The sequence below is a fragment of the Streptomyces sp. NPDC012510 genome (genome assembly GCF_042955065.1).
Classification (GTDB): domain Bacteria; phylum Actinomycetota; class Actinomycetes; order Streptomycetales; family Streptomycetaceae; genus Streptomyces.
Genome location: NZ_JBIBEN010000008.1, coordinates 147,511 through 166,024 on the forward strand (window position 1 = coordinate 147,511; position 18,514 = coordinate 166,024).

Sequence of the window (18,514 nt, forward strand, 5' to 3'; positions counted from 1 at the left end):
CGGCCCCGGTGAAGGGGCGACCGTCACACCGCCAGCGGCTCCAAATCCCGGTACACCCGCCGGCCCTGGGCCACCAGGTGGGCGACGCCGCTTCCCTCGCCCAACTGCCTCCTCTGTTTGGTGAGTTCGGAGACCACCTCCTCGCGGAGACGGTCCGCCTCCGCCACCCGGCCCAGCGAGCGGAGCGTCAGCGCGGAGTTGGCCACCACCGCCAGGGCCTCCGGGTGGTGTTCGCCCAGAACCTCCCGGAGGGCGTCGCGAGCGGGCTCCTCCAGAACCCAGGCCTCCGCCGGGCGCCCCTGCTCGGCCAGGACGTTCGCGTAGTTGGCGCGGGAGAAGAGCGTGTGCGGATGCTGGCCGCCCAGCACCTCGGCCATGCGGAGCGTCACCCGCAGGAACACCGACTCCGCCTCCTCCGCGTCCCCGCAGGCCCAGTGGTAGATCCCCAGGTTGTTGAGCGCGGCCTGGGTGTAGGGGTGTTCCTCGCCCGGCACCTTCCGGTACTCCGCCAGCGCCTCCAGCGCGATCCGCCGGGCCTCCTCCCGCCGGTCGGCGGCGTACAGGTCGGCCGCCAGGTTCAGGTCGCACGCGAGCGAGTCGGGTGTGTGGGCGTCGTACTGGGCGTGGTACTGGTCACGGGTGGCCTGTGTGAGGCGGTGCGCGTCCTTGAACTCTCCCGCCCGGCGCAGTGACACGGCCAGCGACTTGGCGCAGCTGAGGGTGCCGGGGAACTTCTTGCCGAGCACGCGCTTGTGGGCCTCGTACGCCTGCTCCAGCAGCTTCACCGAGTCGGTGTAGTGGCCGACCTCGCGCAGGTCCCGGCCGAGGCTGGAGGCCGACGAGAGGGTGTAGGGGTGATCGGGCCCCAGCACGTCCCTGCGGCGGTTGTAGGTGTCGTGGTCGATGTCCCGGGCGTCGTCGTAGCGGCCGACCATGCGCAGTGCCAGCGCCAGGTTGTTCGCCGCGCTGAGTGTGCGGGGGTGCGACGGGTAGAACGTGCGGCTGAACCCCTCGCGTGCCTCGCGGGCGAGCTTCTCCGCCTTGCCGTACTCGCCCAGGGCCGCGTAGTCGCTGGCGAGGGACGACGTGGTGATGTACGTGTGCGCGTCCGAGGGCCCCAGAACACGGCGCTGACGGTCCAGCAGGTCCCGGTCGATCTCCTCCGCCTCCACGTAACGCCCCTGTGAGCGCAGCACGTTGGCGAGCTGACAGCGCAGATACAGGTACTGCCGGTGGTCCTCGCCCAGCATGGGCTTCCAATGCACCAGCAGATCGTCGGCCAGGCGCTGCGCGCCGGGGAAGTCGCCGCGCTTCCACATGTACCGGACGCGGTCGATGAGCAGACGGCGCGGTTCGGTCTCCGAGCAGTTGCGGACGTCCGAGGCGCGCAGATGAGGCCAGATCACCTCGAAACGGGGCCAGTCGCCGGGGTTGTCGGTGGGTTCGTCGTCGTCGGGTCGGGCGCCGGCGAGAACGGTGTGGACGACGTGCCGGGCCTGGCGCTGTTCCTCCTCGGTGAGCTGGGAGCGGATGACGGCCTGCACCAGCCGGTGGATCTGGACGCTGTAGGTGACCTGGTCGACCTTGGCGAGTGCGAGACGGGCGATCTCGCTGACGGCCCGGCCCACCATCAGGGTCTCCTGGAAGGCGGGGTCCACCTTGCGCAGTTCGTCGCGCATCTCCTTGCCGTTGAGCAGACGGGTGGAGATCGGCTCGGGTGCCATGAACGCGCAGAGCTGCAGCAGCCGTACCGAGGCGGGAGACCGTTCCCGCAGCCGGGCGATCGAGATGTTCCAGGTCGCGGCCACCGTGGTCGGGTAGTCCGCGGGCTGGTTGAGGTCGAGGACGTGGGTGGTCTGTTCGGCGAGTTCGCCGAGGTACTCCTCGACCGGTGTGGCCGTCTCGGCGAGCCAGGCCGCCGCCTGCTCCACGGCGAGCGGGAGATCGCCCACCGCCTCCGCGACCCGGTCGGCCTCCTCGGGGCTCAGGCCGGGCGCCCGTAGCGAAAGGTGCTCCACGCTCTCCTGGCGGAGGAACACGTCGACGGCCAGGGAGGCGCCCTGGGTCGCCCACGCCTGGTTCCGGGAGGTGACGAGGATGTGCCCGCCGCCGCCCGTCGGGAAGTAGCGGGTGAGTTCCTCGGGGTTGTCGGCGTTGTCGAAGACCAGCAGCCAGCGCTTGGTCGGTACCCCGCGGCCCAGCATGCGTACGGCCTCCTGGCAGGCCAGGGCCATGTCGTCACCGCCGGGGGCGCCGATCCGGGAGCCGAGCTCGGCGAGCGAGGCCACGACGTTGTCGGTGTGCTCGGCGGAGATCCACCACACCAGGTCGTAGTCGGCCATGAAGCGGTGCACGTACTCCAGTGCCACCTGTGTCTTGCCGACGCCACCGAGCCCGAAGAGCGCCTGGGGGCGGGGCAGTACGACGGAGATACCGCTGCGGAGCTGTTCGCGCAGCTGATCGAGGATCACGCTGCGGCCGGTGAAGGTGGTGTTGCGCTGGGGGCCGTCCCAGATGTCGGGCGCCCGGCCCGGGAAGCGGGGGTCCGACGCACCGGTGGTCACGGGCTCGGCCCGCAGGCGCAACACCTCGTGCAGTCCGTCGGCGCCGTCCGCTTCGCCGAGCCGGTGCAGATCCACCACATCGGTGTAGGCGCCGGTCGGCCGGACCTCTTCGACCCGGGCCACGGCCGGCCCGGCCGACAGGGCGTTCCGGCCGCCCGCGGTGAGGACCTGGCGGACCGCGTCCGCGTGACGGGACTTGTCGAAGGCCTGCGACAGCAGGAGCAGGACACGCGTGTCCGGGGCGGGGGGATCCGGTGGTCCGCCGGCCACGTCGTGCAGGGTGACGCGGCAGCCGGACCGCTTGAGTACCCCCTCGACCCACTCCGCCCACATACGGTCCTCCGCCGCGTGCACCACCAGGACCTCCGCCGTCTGGCTCTGCGGCGGCTGCCGGGTGAACGCCTCCAGGCAGCGGAGCCGAACCTGTTCCGGCACGGGTGGCAGTTGGGTGACCTCGCCGTCGGAGAGCACCGACGTGAGGCGTTCGAAGGCGGACAGCAGCGAGTTCGCGTTGCCGCTCTTGTCGCCGACGGTGGCGAGGGTCTCCTCGTACGCGTAGTACGGGCGGTACGGGATCTCGATCTTGCCCCAGTACGCGTCCAGTTCCTCGGGACTCAGCGCGGCTCCGTCGGCCCGCTTGGGAAGTCCGTCGAACTTGGCCCGGGCCAGCGCCCGCCCCGCGTCGACCTTCTCCTTCTCGCCCTCGTCGATGCGCATGGGCACCGGCAGCACCCGTATCCGCCGCTTGCGGTAGCCGCCCTCCACGCTGCGGGCGACGGCGGCCGCGCCGTCCAGAGCCTGGCCGCTGAGTGTGAAGCAGTCGACGAGGACGTCGGGCATCTGGATGGTGCAGATGTCCGCGTTGTCGGACAGGCCCGTCCGGCTGTCGATGAAGATGTAGTCGTACGACGCCTTCATGTCGTCGCGCAGCGCGTCCAGGAACAGGCCGCCTCCCAGCCGCTCGTAGAAGTTGTCCCACTCGAACGACGACACGGTCGCCGAGTACTCCCGGTTCTGCCGCCCCGCGGACAGGAAGTCGAGCGAGCCGCCCTCAGGGAAGGACAGCCCGAACCGCTCGGGTTCGAGGGAGACGGCGTGCTCCTCCACATGCGCGTAGTCCCGGTGCCAGGGCCCTGTGCGGGGACCGCCCGTGGTCGCCGCCCACGAGTACTCGGTGATGATGTCGAGCACCCCGGACGTCGCGGCGAGCGCGTTGGGGTCGAGGAACGGCTCGAAGAAGCGGTGCAGACCGGGGGCCTCCAGATCCCAGTCGACGGCCAGGACCCGCCTGCCGTTGGCGGCGAGTATCCAGGCGGCGTTCGCGAGGGCCATCGTCCGGCCCGTACCGCCCTTGTACGAGTAGAAGGTGATGATCCGTCCGCTGTGCGGGGCCGTCATGCTTCTCCTCGATGGTCGGCACCCGCGTCGGGTGTCTGCGGGTACGTGGGGCCCGTCAGGCGGGGCTGTTCGTACTGCGGGCCCTCGGGCGGATGTGCCTCGGCGTGCTTGAGGTACTGCCGGGTCAGGTGCGCCACCACGGCCGGCAGCACATCGGTGAACGCCTTCAGTGTCGGTACGCCGTTCACCGCGATCCGGCAGTCAGTGCGGCGGCCGCGCTCCAGGATCAGGGGGAGCGTGCGCTCCAGCTTCGCCTTGACCTGCCGTCCCTCCTCGCCCTGGCAGGGCCCGTCGGCACGGTTCCAGGGGACCATCGCGGCGACCCAGGGCCGGGCCGTCGCGTCCAACGCCTTGAGCCGACGCCGTCGTTCCTCGTCGAGGACCGCCCAGCAGTCCACCAGCAGCAGCGCGGGATGCCCGGACGTGGACTTGTCGGCGTCGGCGTCGGCGTCGGCGCCGATGTCGGAGTCGGCACCGCCCGTGGTGAGGTCTCCGGTCACCGGGTCCGAGTCGTCGAAGTCGGACACGGTGATCCGGTAGTCCAGCGACTTGATCATCTCCTCGGCCAGTACCGGCAGCGGACGCGTGGACTCGTCGGGGTACGGGTTCCACTGCAGGGCGTTCTCGCCGTACGGTCGCGTGGCGCCCCGGATGTCCGGGACGTCGTGCCGGGTGGGCGCGGCCACACTGAGGTGGATACGGCGCGGACCGTCGCCGGGCGGCCGGAAGGCGCTCGGCGTGGTCTCCCACGGCCGGGGGTCACTGGAGGGCAGGGGGGTCTCCTCGGCGACCTGCACGATCCGCTGGGCGAGCATGAGCACGGTCTCGTCGTACTCGTCCCGCAGGCGCTTCAGCTTGATCAGTCCGTAGATCCCCTGGGTCAGATAGCGCTCCCCGTAGGCGGGCCGTTCGAGCTGGATGCTCCGGGCGGACTCGGGGAGCCGGTCGATGTCGACCCGGGTCCACAGCACGGGGACGATCGCCGGAATGTCCCCGGAGCCGCTGTCCCGGGCCTGACGTATGCGGTCGGTGAAGGCGAACCATTCGCGGCCGCAGTTCTCACTGCTGAAATAGCGCGGAGAGTACAGCGGGACGAACACCCGGCAGTGCGCGAGATTCTGGCTGAGCCGTTCCTGCCAGCCTTCGCCGGAGCGCATCTCCCGGTCCATGAAGCCGACTTCGGAACCCTCGAAGGCCGTGTGGGCGAGGATGTCGGTCCACAGGTCCTTGAACAGCGTGTGCACCCAGTGGTCGGGGTCGCCGCCGATCCCCGACGACGGCGTGTGGGCGTAACTCAGGAAGAAGTAGGGCCGCTTGTCCGTCTCGACCCGCCCCCGTGCGTAACTGTTCACATGCCCCCCGCCTGTCGACGCCCACGTGCCCCCGCCGGAGAGTCATCTGGCCGGAGCCAACAATGTGCCCGACCGTTCCGGGTACGGGGTGGCTTGTTTCACGTCAATCCTCCGCGATATCCGGACATCAGCCGCTGAGCGGTGTCGACGGCATCGCGTATACCGAGGAGAAACACCGGCCTTCCCGCCCATTCCCGCTCCCTGAGAAGCTCACGCGGCACCTGTGCCCCGATCTCCCCGAAGTCACCGTCGAACAGGGCGAGATCCTCGTACTCGATCCAGTTGCCCTTCTCCTCCAGCACACAGCGGTACGTCCGCGTCGGCGGTTTCGGGATCGTCCGGTACTCGGCGAGGTGGAAGGCCGTGCACACCTCGAAGCCCACGCGGAGCAGGAGTATCCGGGCGTCGGCCGCGTACAGCGTGGCCAGCGGGGACCGTTCGCCGAGGTGGCAGTGCGGGTCGTGGCCGGCGAGCAGCTCCGCCGCGCGGGGACCGAGTCCGGCGAACGAGGTCTGCGGGTGGGCGCTGCGCACCGCTCCCGGCGTGGTCCGTACGCACTCGGCGAGCGCGCCCATCGTCAAACAGGGCGTGGCGTCCTTCTCGAACGGCGGCATCGCCGCCCTGAACTCGCCCTTCTCCCGCTCGGTCATGCCCTCGGTGAACGTGTGGTACTCGCGGGAGGTGTCGGAGTTCTCCGGGGTGAAGGCAGGAACGACGAGCGTGCCCTCGGGGCCGAGGGCGTCCAGCAGCGCGTCGCGTACGGCGGTGGGGGTGAGGCCGGTGCCACTGAGGGAGGAGTGCACCATCAGGACGCCGCCGGGGCGGACACCCGACTCGGCGAGAACGTCCGGGAGCCGGGCCGGAAGGTCCGTGGGTCGAGTGGCGTCAGCCATGGAGTGTTACCCATTCCGTTCGTAGTTCCTCAGCCAGGTGGGCGCCGGTCTCGGTCAGCTCCGCACCCGGAAGTGCGCCGAGACGGTCCAGGGCGCGTTCGGCGCTGCGCAGCTCCTCGGCGACGGTGGCCCGGTCCGCGGACACGGCTGCCCGGCCCAGGGCCTCGCTCGCCTCGTCGAGCAGCCGTCCTGCGCCGGTGCCGGGCACGTTGAGGTCCGTGATCTGGCGCAGGGCGGTGAGCCGGGACCGCCGTCCCAGCAGCGGGAGCGCGTGGACCAGGTCCTCGGGCTCGAAGTCGACGGCCACACCCAGCGCGCCCGGTGCGTTCGGGGACAGGTGCGACCCGGTGCCCGCCGCGAGGGGGGTGATCGTGGTGCCGAGATACGCGGCGGAGCCGGGTGGCCGGCCCGGTGCTTCCAGCGCGGCGCGCAGCCGTTCGCCGAAGAGCGCCAGATCGCCGGGGCTCAGCGGAGCAGCGACCGGCACCGGGTAGCAGGCGCGATACGGATCGGCGTCGTCGACCAGCAGCGGGGTACCGTCGGTCATCGCGGCCGTCCACAAGGGCCGCCATTCGACGTCGAGTCGGCCGCCGTCCCGCCGTGTGCCGGTGACGTGGAGACCGTTCTCCGTGACGGCGCACTCGACCCGGCCGGGAGCCGAGAGCCCCAGGGTGCCGAAGGCCGGGAGGTGGAGGTCCCGGCCCGGCTGCTGCCAGCCGAGCGTGGTGTCCGTCTCCGTCAGAACCGCGGCGGCCACGACCGTCGCCATCAACTGGGGGAGGTCGGCGGGACCTTCCAGACAGCGGAGCAGCAGGGCACGCAGATACGGATGGGTCAGGACGGCGTCGAGGCGGGCGGCGGTGTCTCTCTCGGAGTCCAGACGGAGCAGTACCCGCCAGGCCGCGTCCCAGTCGGGGTGGCCCGCCAGGGTGTCGTTCACCCGGGCCAGCAGCATGCGGTCCAACGCCACCTGGGCGCGCCCCAGTTCGTCGGTGCCGGTGACCGCGGGGTGCAGTGTGCGGTCGGTGATCCGCTCGGCGATTCCCTCCACCAGGCCGCGCAGGTCGGCGCAGAAGACCGAGGGGTTGTCGAAGCCCTTCTCGGCGCTGTACCGGTGGGCGTAGAGGCCGCCGCCGCAGGACCGCACGACCGGGCAGCGACGGCAGGTCTCGCTGACCCCCGCGATGCCCGACTGACGGGCCCGGACGCCCGGATGCTGGGCGAACTCCGCGAAACCGTGGCGGAAGACGTCGTAACCGGTGGCGGGGGCGCCCTCGTACGCCGTCTTGAGCGAGTCGGCCTGCTCGAAGCTGCCGTCGGTCTCGATCACCGCGAGGTCGGACGGAGCGAGTCCCAGGGCCTCGGTGAGGCTGGGGCCGCCGCGCAGCGTGCTGAGCACCGAGTCGAACGTCCTGACCGGCATGGGCCGTCCCTGTTCCTCCCAGCGGTCGAAGATCTTGAGCAGCCAGTCGGCATAGGGGGTTCCCCGGCCATGTCCCGGCGGGGGGCTGTCCCAGGTCGAATGCGGCAGCAGGTAGTCGATCCGGGGCGGCTCGAGGGCGGTCAGGGCGTCATGCACCGCGACCGGGTCGTTGGCCACGTCCACCGTGCACAGCAGGCCCTGGAAGAGGTGCCGGTACTCGGGGAGGCGGAGCAGCCCGACCGCTCGCAGTACCCGGTCGTGGCTGCTGCGGCCCCGGCGGTCCAGTCGATGGCGGTCGTTCGCGGCACGGTCACCGTCGAGAGAGATTCCGACCTTCACGCCGAATTCCCGGAAGACGTCCAAATGCCGCTTGTTCAGTTGTACGCCATTCGTGTGAATGCGGAGGTCCAATGTCGTGACCGGTGACAGTACACGGGTGAGTTCCGAGCAGATTTTTCTCAGTCGCGCCGGTCCGGCGAGAAGAGGTTCTCCACCGTGCAGAATCACGGCGACGGATTCCAGCTCACTGTTCGCCGCGTATTCGGCGAGTCTGAGGGCCACCTGGCCCAGCGTTTCCTCGGCGATGACGACAGGCCGCGCACGCCAGCTCTGATCGGCGTGCTCGTACACATAACAGTGGTCGCATGCCAGGTCACAGCGGCTGTGCACCTTGAGGACCAACTGCTGGATCGATCGCTGGCCGCGGGAGTCCGTCACTTTTCCGGAGTGTACGCGCAGGAGCCGCCCCGTGGAGACGCCATGAGGCCCCAACCCCCTTGTTGATCAAGGAGGTTGGGGCCTCGGTGTGATGCTGGGGCTCTAGATGGACGAGTTGAACTCGCCCGCACCGGCGGGGCGCGACTCGCGAACCTCGGTCACTCGACCCGTGGTCCGCTGGAAGCGGAGCTCACGTGTGTCGATCATCGCGAGTGGGGCCGTCCGCTGGGGAGCCGGTCGAGTCGCGGCCGGTCGGCGGATCGGCTTCGTGCCCGGAACGTTCATGGGTTTCTCGTCCTCCTCAGGAGACCAACTTGCGTCATCGCTCCCTGGCCGACGAGATCCCGTGGCAAGGGCCTGGTCATTGAGGTTCGGACGACACGACAGGGCATGTTTCTATCATGCACGCCCTATACCACGCACGCCTCCCACGGTAAAGGGTGCCTGGTCTGGAGTGCCGGTTTCGGCGCCGCTCCGGCGTCGTTCTCCCCATGCGGCCTGGCGGAAATTCAAGATTGACGAGAGCATGACCGTCCCGTTGACCCCGGCATCCGTACGAGGTGTGCATGGCTGCGACGCCCGGCCCCAGCACCACGGTGAGTGATCGAGATCTGCCGCCGCTGTTCCGTGTCAGTGACGAGAAGGCGCTGACCCATCAGGGTGAGTCGTTCCGTGTCGTCCGGAGGCAACTGCTCGTCCTGCTGCTCGCCACCACGACCGCCTCGGTGGCCGAACGGGTCGGGAGCCGGGCGCTGTCGGCGGTCGCGGCCGTGATGTACGCACTGACGGTGGGGATCGGCCTGTACGCCTCCCGCCGCCGTGCTCGGGCGCAGTGGCAGGCGCATCGGGCCGCGGCCGAGGTGGTCAAGTCGCTGGCCTGGCAGTTCATGGTGCACGGCGGCCCGTTCCACTCACGGCTCGTCAACCCCGAGGCGCTGTTCGCGGAAAGGCTGGAGGAACGGCTCAGCGAGCTGCGGAAGGTGGGATGGGAGGACCCCAGGGAGAGCGTCACCGAACTGGGACTCGGGCAGATCACGCCGATGATGCGGACGGTGCGCGCCAAGGCGTTCGCCGCACGGCGCGACTACTACCTCCGCGACCGGGTCCTGGAACAGCTCTCCTGGTACGGCAACAAGGCCGGGCAGGCCCACCGCGCCTCCGTACGGTGGTCGGGTGTGACGACCATGCTGACGCTGATGGCGCTCCTCGCCGCCGTGCTCCGGGCGCTCGGGGTGATCGGCGGGCGTTGGGACCCGACCGGTGTGCTGAGCGCCGCGGCCGCCGCGGGCGTGGCCTGGCAGGAGGTACGGCGTCACCGGCCGCTGACGTACGCCCACTCGCTCGTCGAACAGGACCTGGACACCCTGCGTGTCGCCATGAGCACCACCGTCAACGAGGACGGATGGGCGGACGCCGTCGCGGAGGCGGAGCGGCTGGTCTCGCCGCAGCACACGGACTGGCTCGTACGGTTCGGATCCTGAGGGGTGGCAGAGCCGGGTGGGTGACACGGGCGGGGTGGGTGAGCCGGTGGGGGTGAGTGGGATCAGGCGCGGCGTACTCCCGGGCTCCACAGCACCGTCACCGGGACACCCGTCAGATGGGCGTAGTCGACGATGTCGGCGGTGCCGCCGAGGCCTCGGGCCGGGGCGCCGTCCCAGACGGCGATCATGCGGTCGGCGTGGTCGACGATGTAGCGGCCGGCGGCGTGGTACGCCTCGTCGTGGGTGCGTTCCTGAGGGAGTTCGACGCGTGCGGCGCAGCATTTGAGGAGTCGGCGGTAGGCGGCCCGGACCTCGTCGCCGCCGAGGTGGTTCTCGTAGTCCATGCCGGGGATCACGGCGGTGAGCGGGATGCCGCTCTCCAGGGCGATCTCCGCGAAGAGCTGGTCGGCCCCGGCGGCGAGGCTGCTGAGGACCCGGGTGCTGGGGGCGGGGCGGTCGCGCAGCTCCGCCCGGATGCCCGCGCGGACGGCGGAGAAGGCGGCCTCCGGGATCTCCCGGTGTCCGGTGATACCGATCCGGGTCACGGGCCCTGGCATCCGTGCGCTCACCTCCGTGGCCGTGTTCCTCCAAGTAACCCTAACGGCGCGGGACTTCGACGAGAACGACACGTATGGGCGTTCGGTGGGGCGCCACGGGCTCACGGGGGCGACCGCCGGGTGGGTGTCGTGGTGTCGGCCGCCCCCGCGTGCCCCGGTCGTGCTTCGGGTGCTGCCGCTCGTAGGCATGGTCGCCGAAGGCTCGGGAGGAATGTCCGTAGGAGGAGACAGGAGCGGAGGCGCCCGCCGGGCGCTTCCGGGCGGTCCGTCAGTCCTCCGCCGGGTCCTCCGCAGGGTCGACCGCCGGGTGCAGGGTGATGGGCTCGATGCGGCCCTCCAGCATCGCGCCGACGCCGAGGGCGGCACAGACGTCGGGGCGTTCGGCGATGCCCACGGGCATGCCCGTGGCATGCCGGAGCATCTGATCGAAGCCGGGGAGGAGGGCGCTGCCGCCGACCATCATGATGCCGCGGTCGGCCAGGTCGGCCACCAGATCGGGCGGGCAGTCGCGGAGTACCTTGCCGATGCCGTCGACGACGGCGGTGAGGGGCCTCTGGATGGCGTCGCGGACGGCCGCGGTGTCGACCTGGACCGAGCGGGCCAGGCCGGTCGCCACGTCCAGGCCGTGGATCTCCGTGGATTCCGGGCCGTGCGGGGTGAGGCCGTTGCCGGAGAGGGCGAGCTGCAGCGGTCGTACGGACTGGCTGGGAAGGGTCAGTTCATGGCGCAGACGCAGGTGCTGCACGATCGCGTGGTCGATGGCCTCCCCGCCCACTGGGATGCGTACGGCGTTGACGACCGAGCCGAGGGAGAGGACGGCCAACTGCGTGGCCGCCGCCCCGCACACCATGATCATGGTGGCCTCGGGCCGTTCGACGGGCAGGCCGCAGCCGACCGCCGCCGCGATGAGATTGTCGACCAGTTCCACCCGCCGGGCCCCGAGTCCCACCAGTGTCTCGATCGTGGCGCGCTGGGCGAGCGGATCGGCGTCGTGCGGGGTGCAGGCGGCGGCGCGCAGGACGGGCTTGCGGCGCAGGGTGCGGCGGACCTTGTCGCCCAGGAGCTGGCGCAGCATGCGCTGGGCCATCTCGATGTCGACCACCGTGCCGCCGGAGACGGGCCGCACGACCCGGATGTAGTCGGGCGTACGGCCCATCATCCTCTCCGCGAACTCCCCGACCGCGATCAGCGCGCCCGTCCGGGTGTTGACGGCGGCCACGCTCGGCTGGTCGACCACCAGACCCGCGCCCTTGACGAACACCCTGGTACGCGCGGCCCCCAGGTCGACGCCGAAGTGGCAGCGGCGCACCTGTTCCAGACTGGCGGTCATCGCGGTCATTTGCGGGTCCTCCCGAGAGCACGGGCCTGCGGACCGCCGCCGGTCGGCGGTTCCCTGGTTCCCTTGCATCGTGCGGGGGTCCGGGGGCGGGATGCCTGTTGGGGTGGGCCGGGTGGGGGTGCGTCCGGACGGGTGGTTGTCCGCGACAGGCGGTCCCCGCGGGCGGCCAGGAGGGCCGGCGGACGCCTCAGGGGTGGTATGCGGATTTAGGGGGTGTTCACTCGTACGGCGTCAGCGCCCGCTTCATGATCTTGCCCATGTCGTTGCGGGGGAGCGCGAGGAGGTGGTGGACGGTGCGGGGACGCTTGTGCGGGGCCAGGCGGGTCGCGACATGGGTGGCCAACTCGGAGTCGGAGGGCGGCGATTGGGGGTCCGCCGGGACGATCCAGGCGACGACGCGTTCGCCCAGGTCGGGGTCCGGCTCTCCCGTGACCGCGGCCTCCCTGACCCCGGGGTGTTCGAGGAGGGCGTTCTCGATCTCGCCCGCGCCGATCTTGTAACCGCCGCTCTTGATGAGGTCGGTGGCCTTGCGGCCGACGATGCGTACATAGCCGTCGGGGTCGCGGACCGCCATGTCGCCGGTGCGGAACCAGCCGTCGGCGGTGAACGCGGCGGCGGTGGCGTCGGGGCGGTTGAGGTACTCGGTGAAGAGGTTGCGGCCGCGTACCTGGATCTCACCGACCGACTCCCCGTCGTACGCGGTGAGGGGGGTGCCGTCGTCCTCGACCAGCCGCAACTCCACACCCGGCAGCGGGACTCCGACCGTGCCGGCGCGGGGCTCGCCGTCGGCGCGGACGCTGGTGTTCATGAGGGTCTCCGTCATGCCGTACCGCTCGATCACCCGGCAGCCGGTCGCCGCCGTGATCCGTTCGTGGTCGTGCACCGGCAGCGCGGCCGAGCCGGAGACGAGGAGGCGGGCGCGGCCGAGCGCTTTCGCCAGCTCCGGGTCGACGGGCAGGGCCTCCGCGATGCGGTGATACATCGTCGGGACGCCGAACAGCATGGTCGCGCCGGCCGACAGCTCCCGGGCGACCGCGGTCGTGTCGAACCTGCCGAGGTGCCGGACCGAGCCGCCGCGGCGCAGCGGGCCCAGGATGCCCAGGATCAGACCGTGTACGTGGAAGAGGGGCAGGGCGTGGACCAGTACGTCGTCGGAGGTCCACCGCCAGGCGTCGGCCAGGGCGTCCAGGGTGGTCGCGATGGCGCGGCGCGGGATGACGGCGCCCTTGGGCGGGCCGGTGGTGCCGGAGGTGTAGACGATGAGGGCGGGCGCGGCGGGGGAGGGTTCGTCCACCGTCTCGTGCGGAGTCGGCGGCTCGTGTACGTCGATGTCCACGCGTGGCAACCGGCTCAGGCCGGCGGGGAGTTCGCTGCCGGGTGCCGTGAGGATCAGTGCGGGAGCGCTGTCCTTCAGGATGTGCCCCAGCTCGCTCTCTCCGGACTTCGGGTTGAGCGGTACGGCCGGGACGCCGGCCCGTAGCGCGGCCACGACGCCCACCGCCGTCTCCAGCGTGGGTGTCGCCCAGACGGCCACGCGGCCCACGTCGCGGAGCCGGGAGGCGAGCGCGCCGGTCACCGCGGCGAGTTCCGCGTAGGTCAGGGAACGGTCGCCGAACCGGAGGGCGGGTCGTTCGGCGGGGGCTTCGCCGGTGAGGGCCGGGAAGAGAGGGGTCACGTGGTGTACTCCTGGGTCGTCGCTGTTCGATGTACCGCTACTGTCCACGGGCTGCCCGTCGACGTCCAAGACCGTCGCGGACGGAACCTGACCGGCCGGCCGTGCCCTGAGCGGACCGGCCGTGCCTTGAGCCGGACCGGCCGTCCCCTGAGCCGGGCCGGGCGCTGCCACTCCCGGACCGGAGCGCCCCCCCGTGGAGCCCCCGGTCCCGTTCCGGCACCCGTGGTTGTTAGCCTGCGCCGGAGAGTCCTCGCCCCCCAGCCGCCCCGTACGAGAACGGAGCCTCCGTGGCCCGCACAGCCGCTCCCCGTGTCGCCGTCGCCACCTACGACCCCGGTCCGGAGGCCGTCGCCGACCGGGATCTTCCGGTGCTGGTGGGGGCGCTGACGGAGGCCGGGGCCGACGCGGCGGCCGTGCACTGGGACGACCCGGCCGCCGACTGGGCCGGATACGACCTCGTCGTCATCCGGTCCACCTGGGACTACAGCTGGCGCGCGGCCGAGTTCGTGGCCTGGGCTGAGAAGACCGGCGAGGCCACCCGGCTCGCCAACCCGGTCGAGATCGTCCGCTGGAACACCGACAAGCGGTACATCGGGGATCTCGCGCGGGCCGGGGTGCCCGTCGTGCCGACGGACTATCTCGCGCCGGGCGACCCCGTGGAGCTGCCGACGGCGCACGAGTACGTCGTGAAGCCGACCTCCGGCGCGGGCGCCCGGTTCGCCGCCCGGTACGCCCCCGAGCAGCGGGAGACCGCCGTACGGCATGTCGAGCGGATGCACGCCGAGGGGCTCACCGCGATGGTGCAGCCGTTCGTGAGGAGCATCGACACCGCCGGGGAGCGGGCCCTGCAGTTCTTCGGGGGCCGGCTGCTGCACGCCAGCCGCAAGGGGGCGGTGCTGTCGCCCGGCACGGCGTACGACGCGGACAAGGTCGCCCACCCGAACCTGGAGCGCTGGACCCCGAGCGAGGCCGAACTCGCCGTGGCCGGGCGGGCGTTGTGCGCCGTACCCGACCTCGTACCGGGGCGGCCCGAGCCGCTGTACGCGCGCGTCGACCTCGTCACCGGGGACGACGGGCAGCCGTGGGTGATGGAGCTGGAGCTGGTCGAGCCCAACCTCTTCCTCTGGCTGCACCCGGATTCGCTGCCCCGCGTGGTCGAGGCGATCCTGGAGGCGGCGGCAGCTGCAGCGGCCGACGGCTGACTCCGCGAGCCCGCCGCCCCCCGATCACGAGCCCGCCTCACTCGATGAGGCGGCAATTCCACGAAGCGCGCGTCCCGCCCGTGCCCGCTGCCTACCCTTCGGGGTTACAACAGCGCGTACGGGAACCACAACTGAGGGCGTGACCAGCATCGTGGGCGGATCGGAGTCGCGACGCACTTCCGGTTTCCCGGCGGAGCTGACGAGCTTCGTGGGGCGACGGGACGAGGCGGCGGATGTCAGACGGTTGTTGTCGGTGGGCAGGCTGCTGACGCTGACGGGACCCGGCGGGGTGGGCAAGACCCGGCTCGCCGCACATGTGGCGGGACAGGTCTCACGGGCCTTCCCGGACGGCGTGTGGCTCGTACCGCTGGCCGCGCTGCGCGACGAGGCGTTCGTCCCGCACGCCGTGAACGACGCGCTCGGGGTCCGCAACGAGACCGGGCGGCCCCCGCTGGAGATCCTCGTGGACCACCTGCGCGAACGGCGCTTATTGATCGTCCTCGACAACTGCGAACACCTGCTGCGCAGTTGCGCGGTGCTCGCGGGGACCGTGCTGGCGGCCACCGAGGGCGTACGGATCCTCGCCACCAGCCGGCACCGGCTCGGGTTGGCCGGGGAGCATCTCTTCGAGGTGCCGCCGCTGCCCGCGCCCGCGCCGGAGGAGCTGAGCCCGTCGGCGGTCGAGTCCTTCCCCGCGCTCCGGCTGTTCGCCGACCGGGCGGCGGCCGTGGTCCCCGGCTTCACCGTCGGCGAGGGCAACCAGCAGGCCGTGGCCCGGCTCTGCCGCCGCCTCGACGGACTGCCGCTCGCCATCGAGCTGGCGGCGGTACGGGTGCGGGCGCTCGGCGTGGACCAACTCGTCGAACGCCTCGACGACCGCTATCAGCTCCTCACCGGCGGCAGCCCCACCTCCGCGCCCCGCCACCGCACCCTGCGCTCCGCCGTCGACTGGAGTCATGAACTGTGCACCCCGCAGGAACAGTTGGTGTGGGCGTGGCTGTCGGTGTTCGTCGGCGGCTTCGACCTGGCCGCCGCCGAGGCCGTCTGCACAGGGCACGGCGTCGACGCGCGTGACGTCCTGGACGCCGTCGCCGGGCTCGTCGACAAGTCGGTGCTCGTCCGGGAGGAACGCGCGGGCCAGGTGCGCTACCGGCTGCTGGTCTCCCTGCGCGACTACGGGCTGGAGAAGCTGCACGACCTGGGCGAGGCGACCGAGACCCGGCGGCGCCACCGGGACCACTTCGCGCGGCTGGGTGCCGAGTACGAGCAGGCCTGGTTCGGTCCCGACCAGGTGGAGATCACCGAACGGCTCCGCATCGACCAGGACAACTTCCGGGCCGCGCTGGACTTCTGCCTCACCACCCCCGGGGAGGCCCAGCACGGGCTGCGGCTGGCCGCCGGCCTGTGGTTCCACTGGGTCGCGGGCGGCATCTGGGGCGAGGGCCGGCACTGGATGGACGGCGCGCTGCGAGCCGGGGCCCGGCCCGACGAGGCACTCACCCGGGCCATGTGGGCGGGCGCCCTGACCTCGCTGGTCCACAGCCGCTCCGCCGCCGTGCTCGCCGGGCTCGACCCGGTGCACATCGCGGCCGTCGCCGACGAGGAACTTCCGGTGCCCGCGCCCCCGCCCGTACCGGCCGGGGCCCTCGGCCCCGGCCGTGCGCGTGCCTGCACCGCCTTCATCGTCCTCACCCGCGTCGAACTGGCCTGCACCCTCGTCAGCCGGGGCCGTGCGGCGGAGGCGATCCCGCTGTGCGCCGAGGCCGTAGCCCTCTGCGAGGCCCACGGTGAACAGTGGGCCCGCTCCTGGGCGCTGCGCACGCTCGCCCTCGCGCACTGGTCGACCGGGCGGTACGACCGGGCCGCCGACCACGCCCGTGCCTGTCTGCGGCTGCCGTACACCGTGCGGCAGCACCAGAGCCTCGCCCGCACCCTCGACCTGCTCGCCGCCGCCGAGGCCCTGGCGGGCAACGCCGAGCGGGCCGGTGTGCTGCGGGGCGCCGTCGACCGGATCTGGCACGATATCGGCGGCAACCCCATGGAGTTCCTCCAGCCGGGCCGTCCCCCCGCCGCCGAACACCACGCCCGCCGCGCCCTCGGCGACCGCGCCTACGCCCTGGCCCATCGCCGCGGCGGCTGCCTGACGGCGGAGCAGGCGGTGGCCTACGCCCTCGACGAGCGGGGCGAGGGCTCCGCGCGGCGGGAGAGCGCGGTGTCAGGTGGACGGCGGGAGGGTGCGGAGGCCGCTGGGCGGCGGGAGAGCACGGTATCCGCCGGGTGGCAGGAGGGCCCGGCTTCCGGTGGGTGGCCCGAAGGGTCCGCTTCCGGTGGGTGGCGGGAGGGTTCGGCTTCCGGTGAGCGTACGGGGGAGGCCTCCGTCGCGCACCAGGGCTCGCCGCCCGGCGCGCGGGAGGGCTCCCTGTCGCTCGGGGCCCCGGCCGACCCGGCCTCGGTGCGGGCCCCCGAGCCCGTCGCCGACGCGGTCCCGCTCACCCGGCGTGAACTCCAGGTCGCGGCCCTCGTCGCCCAGGGCCGCACCAACAAGCAGATCGCCGACCATCTTGTCATCGCCCGCCGCACCGCCGAGGGCCATGTCGAACGCATCCTCGTCAAGCTGGGCTTCCACAACCGCAGTCAGGTGGCGGCCTGGTTCAGCGCGCGGTCGGGGTCGTAGCGGGGGCCGGGGCCGCCGATGTCGGGGAGCCCGCCGGGGCGGGCCGGGACACGGTGGGTGCCGATGTCGGCGGGGCCGCCGGGGCCGGCCCGGGGCACGGCGCCAGAGGGAGTTCGGCACCGCCGAACTCCATCCGCCACAGCAGGGCCTCGCTCACCCGGCGCCCTTCTCCTCGTCCCCCTCCACACTGACCACCAGTTGGGGCACCTCACCGGCGCCCAGCTGCTCCAGCACCAGCCCCAGCAACTCGCCGCAGCGCACGGTGACCTTGCTGCCGGCCTGCAGCGACGAAGCGAGGCTGATCAACTGCCAGGCGCAGTGGGCCTCCATGAAGCACAGGTCGCGCAGGTCGAGGACGAAATCGCTGGGCCCGGAGTCGTCACGGCGTTCCAGCGCCTCGCGCAGCGCCTCGACGAACTCCGTCCGTGTGCTCAGCTCGGCGGTACCGGAGATCCGGCCGCCGTCCGGGGGCTCGGTGACCTCCAGCGAGTCCAGTTGTTCCATGACCAGCAGCGGGTGGACCTTGCCGACGCGGGCCGTGAAGTCGTCGTCGAACCGCTGCCGGTCGTACCAGCAGATCGCGGTGAACAGCGGGTCCGCGAACAGCGGCGCCACCGACGCCTCGTAGTCCAGCAGCCGGTCGTGGCCGAGGTTGATCCGGGGCGCCCAGCTCATGTCCGCGGCGATCCGTAGTCCCGACCAGCCCTCGTCGCAGGCACGGTCGACCTCGGCGGCGTACGTGTCGATCGTGCGCTGCTCCAGGAAGCGGCCGTCGGGCGCGTAGATCTCCGTGTTGCGTTTGAGGGACAACTGTCCGCCTGCCCGCGCGGCCACGACCTGCCCGCTGCCCCGGTCCAGCAGCGCGACGACCTCGTCGTCGGTCAGGTCGTCCGGGTCCATGACCAGCAGGACCTTCTCCCCGCGCGCCAGACTGGTCCGGGTGTAAGCGGTGAACACCTTCCACGGAGACTCCCCGCCCCCGTCCCGGCCTCCGCCCCCGGCCACATCCGTCGGACCCATGCACGCGTGGTCCCCCAGCCGCAGCCGCTCGACCGGCACGGTTCGCTCCCCGGGGTGCTGGGTCGTCATGGGGGCGCCTTCCCGTCAGAATCAAAACTCTGCACGGACAGTAGGCCCCTCCACGCCACCAGCGGCCCGGTGATCGCCAATCTTCCCCTTGAGGGGCTTTTGGGATCGATCGGGAAAAACAACTGACCGACTGTGGCCGTGATTTGACGT

12 protein-coding genes are annotated in these 18,514 nt (G+C 71.7%); 3 read left to right on the top strand and 9 right to left on the bottom strand.

What is annotated here, in order from left to right; genetic code table 11:
- Nucleotides 1-23 precede the first annotated feature (23 nt).
- The 4 genes from fxsT to fxsBH form a co-directional block, all read right to left on the bottom strand.
- Nucleotides 24-3,962, bottom strand: coding sequence for an FxSxx-COOH system tetratricopeptide repeat protein (fxsT, locus tag ACFY9I_RS17260; protein ID WP_391002369.1), 3,939 nt, complete (start codon nt 3,960-3,962; stop codon nt 24-26).
- On the bottom strand, nt 3,959-5,314 hold the full coding sequence (locus tag ACFY9I_RS17265; RefSeq protein WP_391002371.1) for a TIR-like protein FxsC: 1,356 nt from the start codon (nt 5,312-5,314) through the stop codon (nt 3,959-3,961). Before ACFY9I_RS17265 ends, fxsT begins: the two co-directional genes overlap by 4 nt.
- Nucleotides 5,315-5,412: 98 nt before the next feature.
- On the bottom strand, nt 5,413-6,207 hold the full coding sequence (locus ACFY9I_RS17270; protein ID WP_391002373.1) for an AAC(3) family N-acetyltransferase: 795 nt from the start codon (nt 6,205-6,207) through the stop codon (nt 5,413-5,415).
- Nucleotides 6,200-8,347 (bottom strand): radical SAM/SPASM protein FxsBH, inactivated beta-hydroxylase extension form, encoded by a 2,148-nt coding sequence (gene fxsBH / locus ACFY9I_RS17275; RefSeq protein WP_391002375.1) that lies wholly within the window; start codon nt 8,345-8,347, stop codon nt 6,200-6,202. Before fxsBH ends, ACFY9I_RS17270 begins: the two co-directional genes overlap by 8 nt.
- Before the next feature lie 566 nt (nt 8,348-8,913).
- On the opposite strand from fxsBH, the gene ACFY9I_RS17280 reads away from it, so the two are divergent.
- On the top strand, nt 8,914-9,828 hold the full coding sequence (locus ACFY9I_RS17280; protein ID WP_391002377.1) for a DUF4231 domain-containing protein: 915 nt from the start codon (nt 8,914-8,916) through the stop codon (nt 9,826-9,828).
- Between the two features lie 62 nt (nt 9,829-9,890).
- Here ACFY9I_RS17280 and ACFY9I_RS17285 read toward each other — a convergent pair whose 3' ends face one another.
- The 3 genes from ACFY9I_RS17285 to ACFY9I_RS17295 form a co-directional block, all read right to left on the bottom strand.
- The gene (locus tag ACFY9I_RS17285; RefSeq protein ID WP_391002378.1) at nt 9,891-10,385 is read right to left on the bottom strand and encodes a hypothetical protein; all 495 of its coding nucleotides are present in this window, start codon (nt 10,383-10,385) and stop codon (nt 9,891-9,893) included.
- A 268-nt stretch (nt 10,386-10,653) separates the two neighbouring features.
- Nucleotides 10,654-11,715 carry a rod shape-determining protein gene (locus ACFY9I_RS17290; protein ID WP_391002708.1) on the bottom strand — a complete coding sequence of 354 codons (1,062 nt, stop codon included), beginning with the start codon at nt 11,713-11,715 and terminating at the stop codon, nt 10,654-10,656.
- A 226-nt stretch (nt 11,716-11,941) separates the two neighbouring features.
- A complete protein-coding gene (locus ACFY9I_RS17295) occupies nt 11,942-13,399 on the bottom strand; it encodes an AMP-binding protein (protein ID WP_391002380.1) in 1,458 nt (485 codons plus the stop codon).
- A gap of 287 nt (nt 13,400-13,686) precedes the next feature.
- On the opposite strand from ACFY9I_RS17295, the gene ACFY9I_RS17300 reads away from it, so the two are divergent.
- Together ACFY9I_RS17300 and ACFY9I_RS17305 are read left to right on the top strand one after the other, a co-directional pair.
- Nucleotides 13,687-14,601, top strand: coding sequence for a RimK family alpha-L-glutamate ligase (locus tag ACFY9I_RS17300; RefSeq protein ID WP_391002382.1), 915 nt, complete (start codon nt 13,687-13,689; stop codon nt 14,599-14,601).
- A 139-nt stretch (nt 14,602-14,740) separates the two neighbouring features.
- Nucleotides 14,741-17,275 carry a LuxR C-terminal-related transcriptional regulator gene (locus ACFY9I_RS17305; RefSeq protein ID WP_391002384.1) on the top strand — a complete coding sequence of 845 codons (2,535 nt, stop codon included), beginning with the start codon at nt 14,741-14,743 and terminating at the stop codon, nt 17,273-17,275.
- Here ACFY9I_RS17305 and ACFY9I_RS17310 read toward each other — a convergent pair.
- Both ACFY9I_RS17310 and ACFY9I_RS17315 read right to left on the bottom strand, forming a co-directional pair.
- Nucleotides 17,236-17,373, bottom strand: coding sequence for a hypothetical protein (locus ACFY9I_RS17310; protein ID WP_391002386.1), 138 nt, complete (start codon nt 17,371-17,373; stop codon nt 17,236-17,238). The genes ACFY9I_RS17305 and ACFY9I_RS17310 overlap by 40 nt on opposite strands.
- Nucleotides 17,374-17,428: 55 nt before the next feature.
- Nucleotides 17,429-18,364 carry an MEDS domain-containing protein gene (locus ACFY9I_RS17315; protein ID WP_391002388.1) on the bottom strand — a complete coding sequence of 312 codons (936 nt, stop codon included), beginning with the start codon at nt 18,362-18,364 and terminating at the stop codon, nt 17,429-17,431.
- Nucleotides 18,365-18,514: the final 150 nt, after the last annotated feature.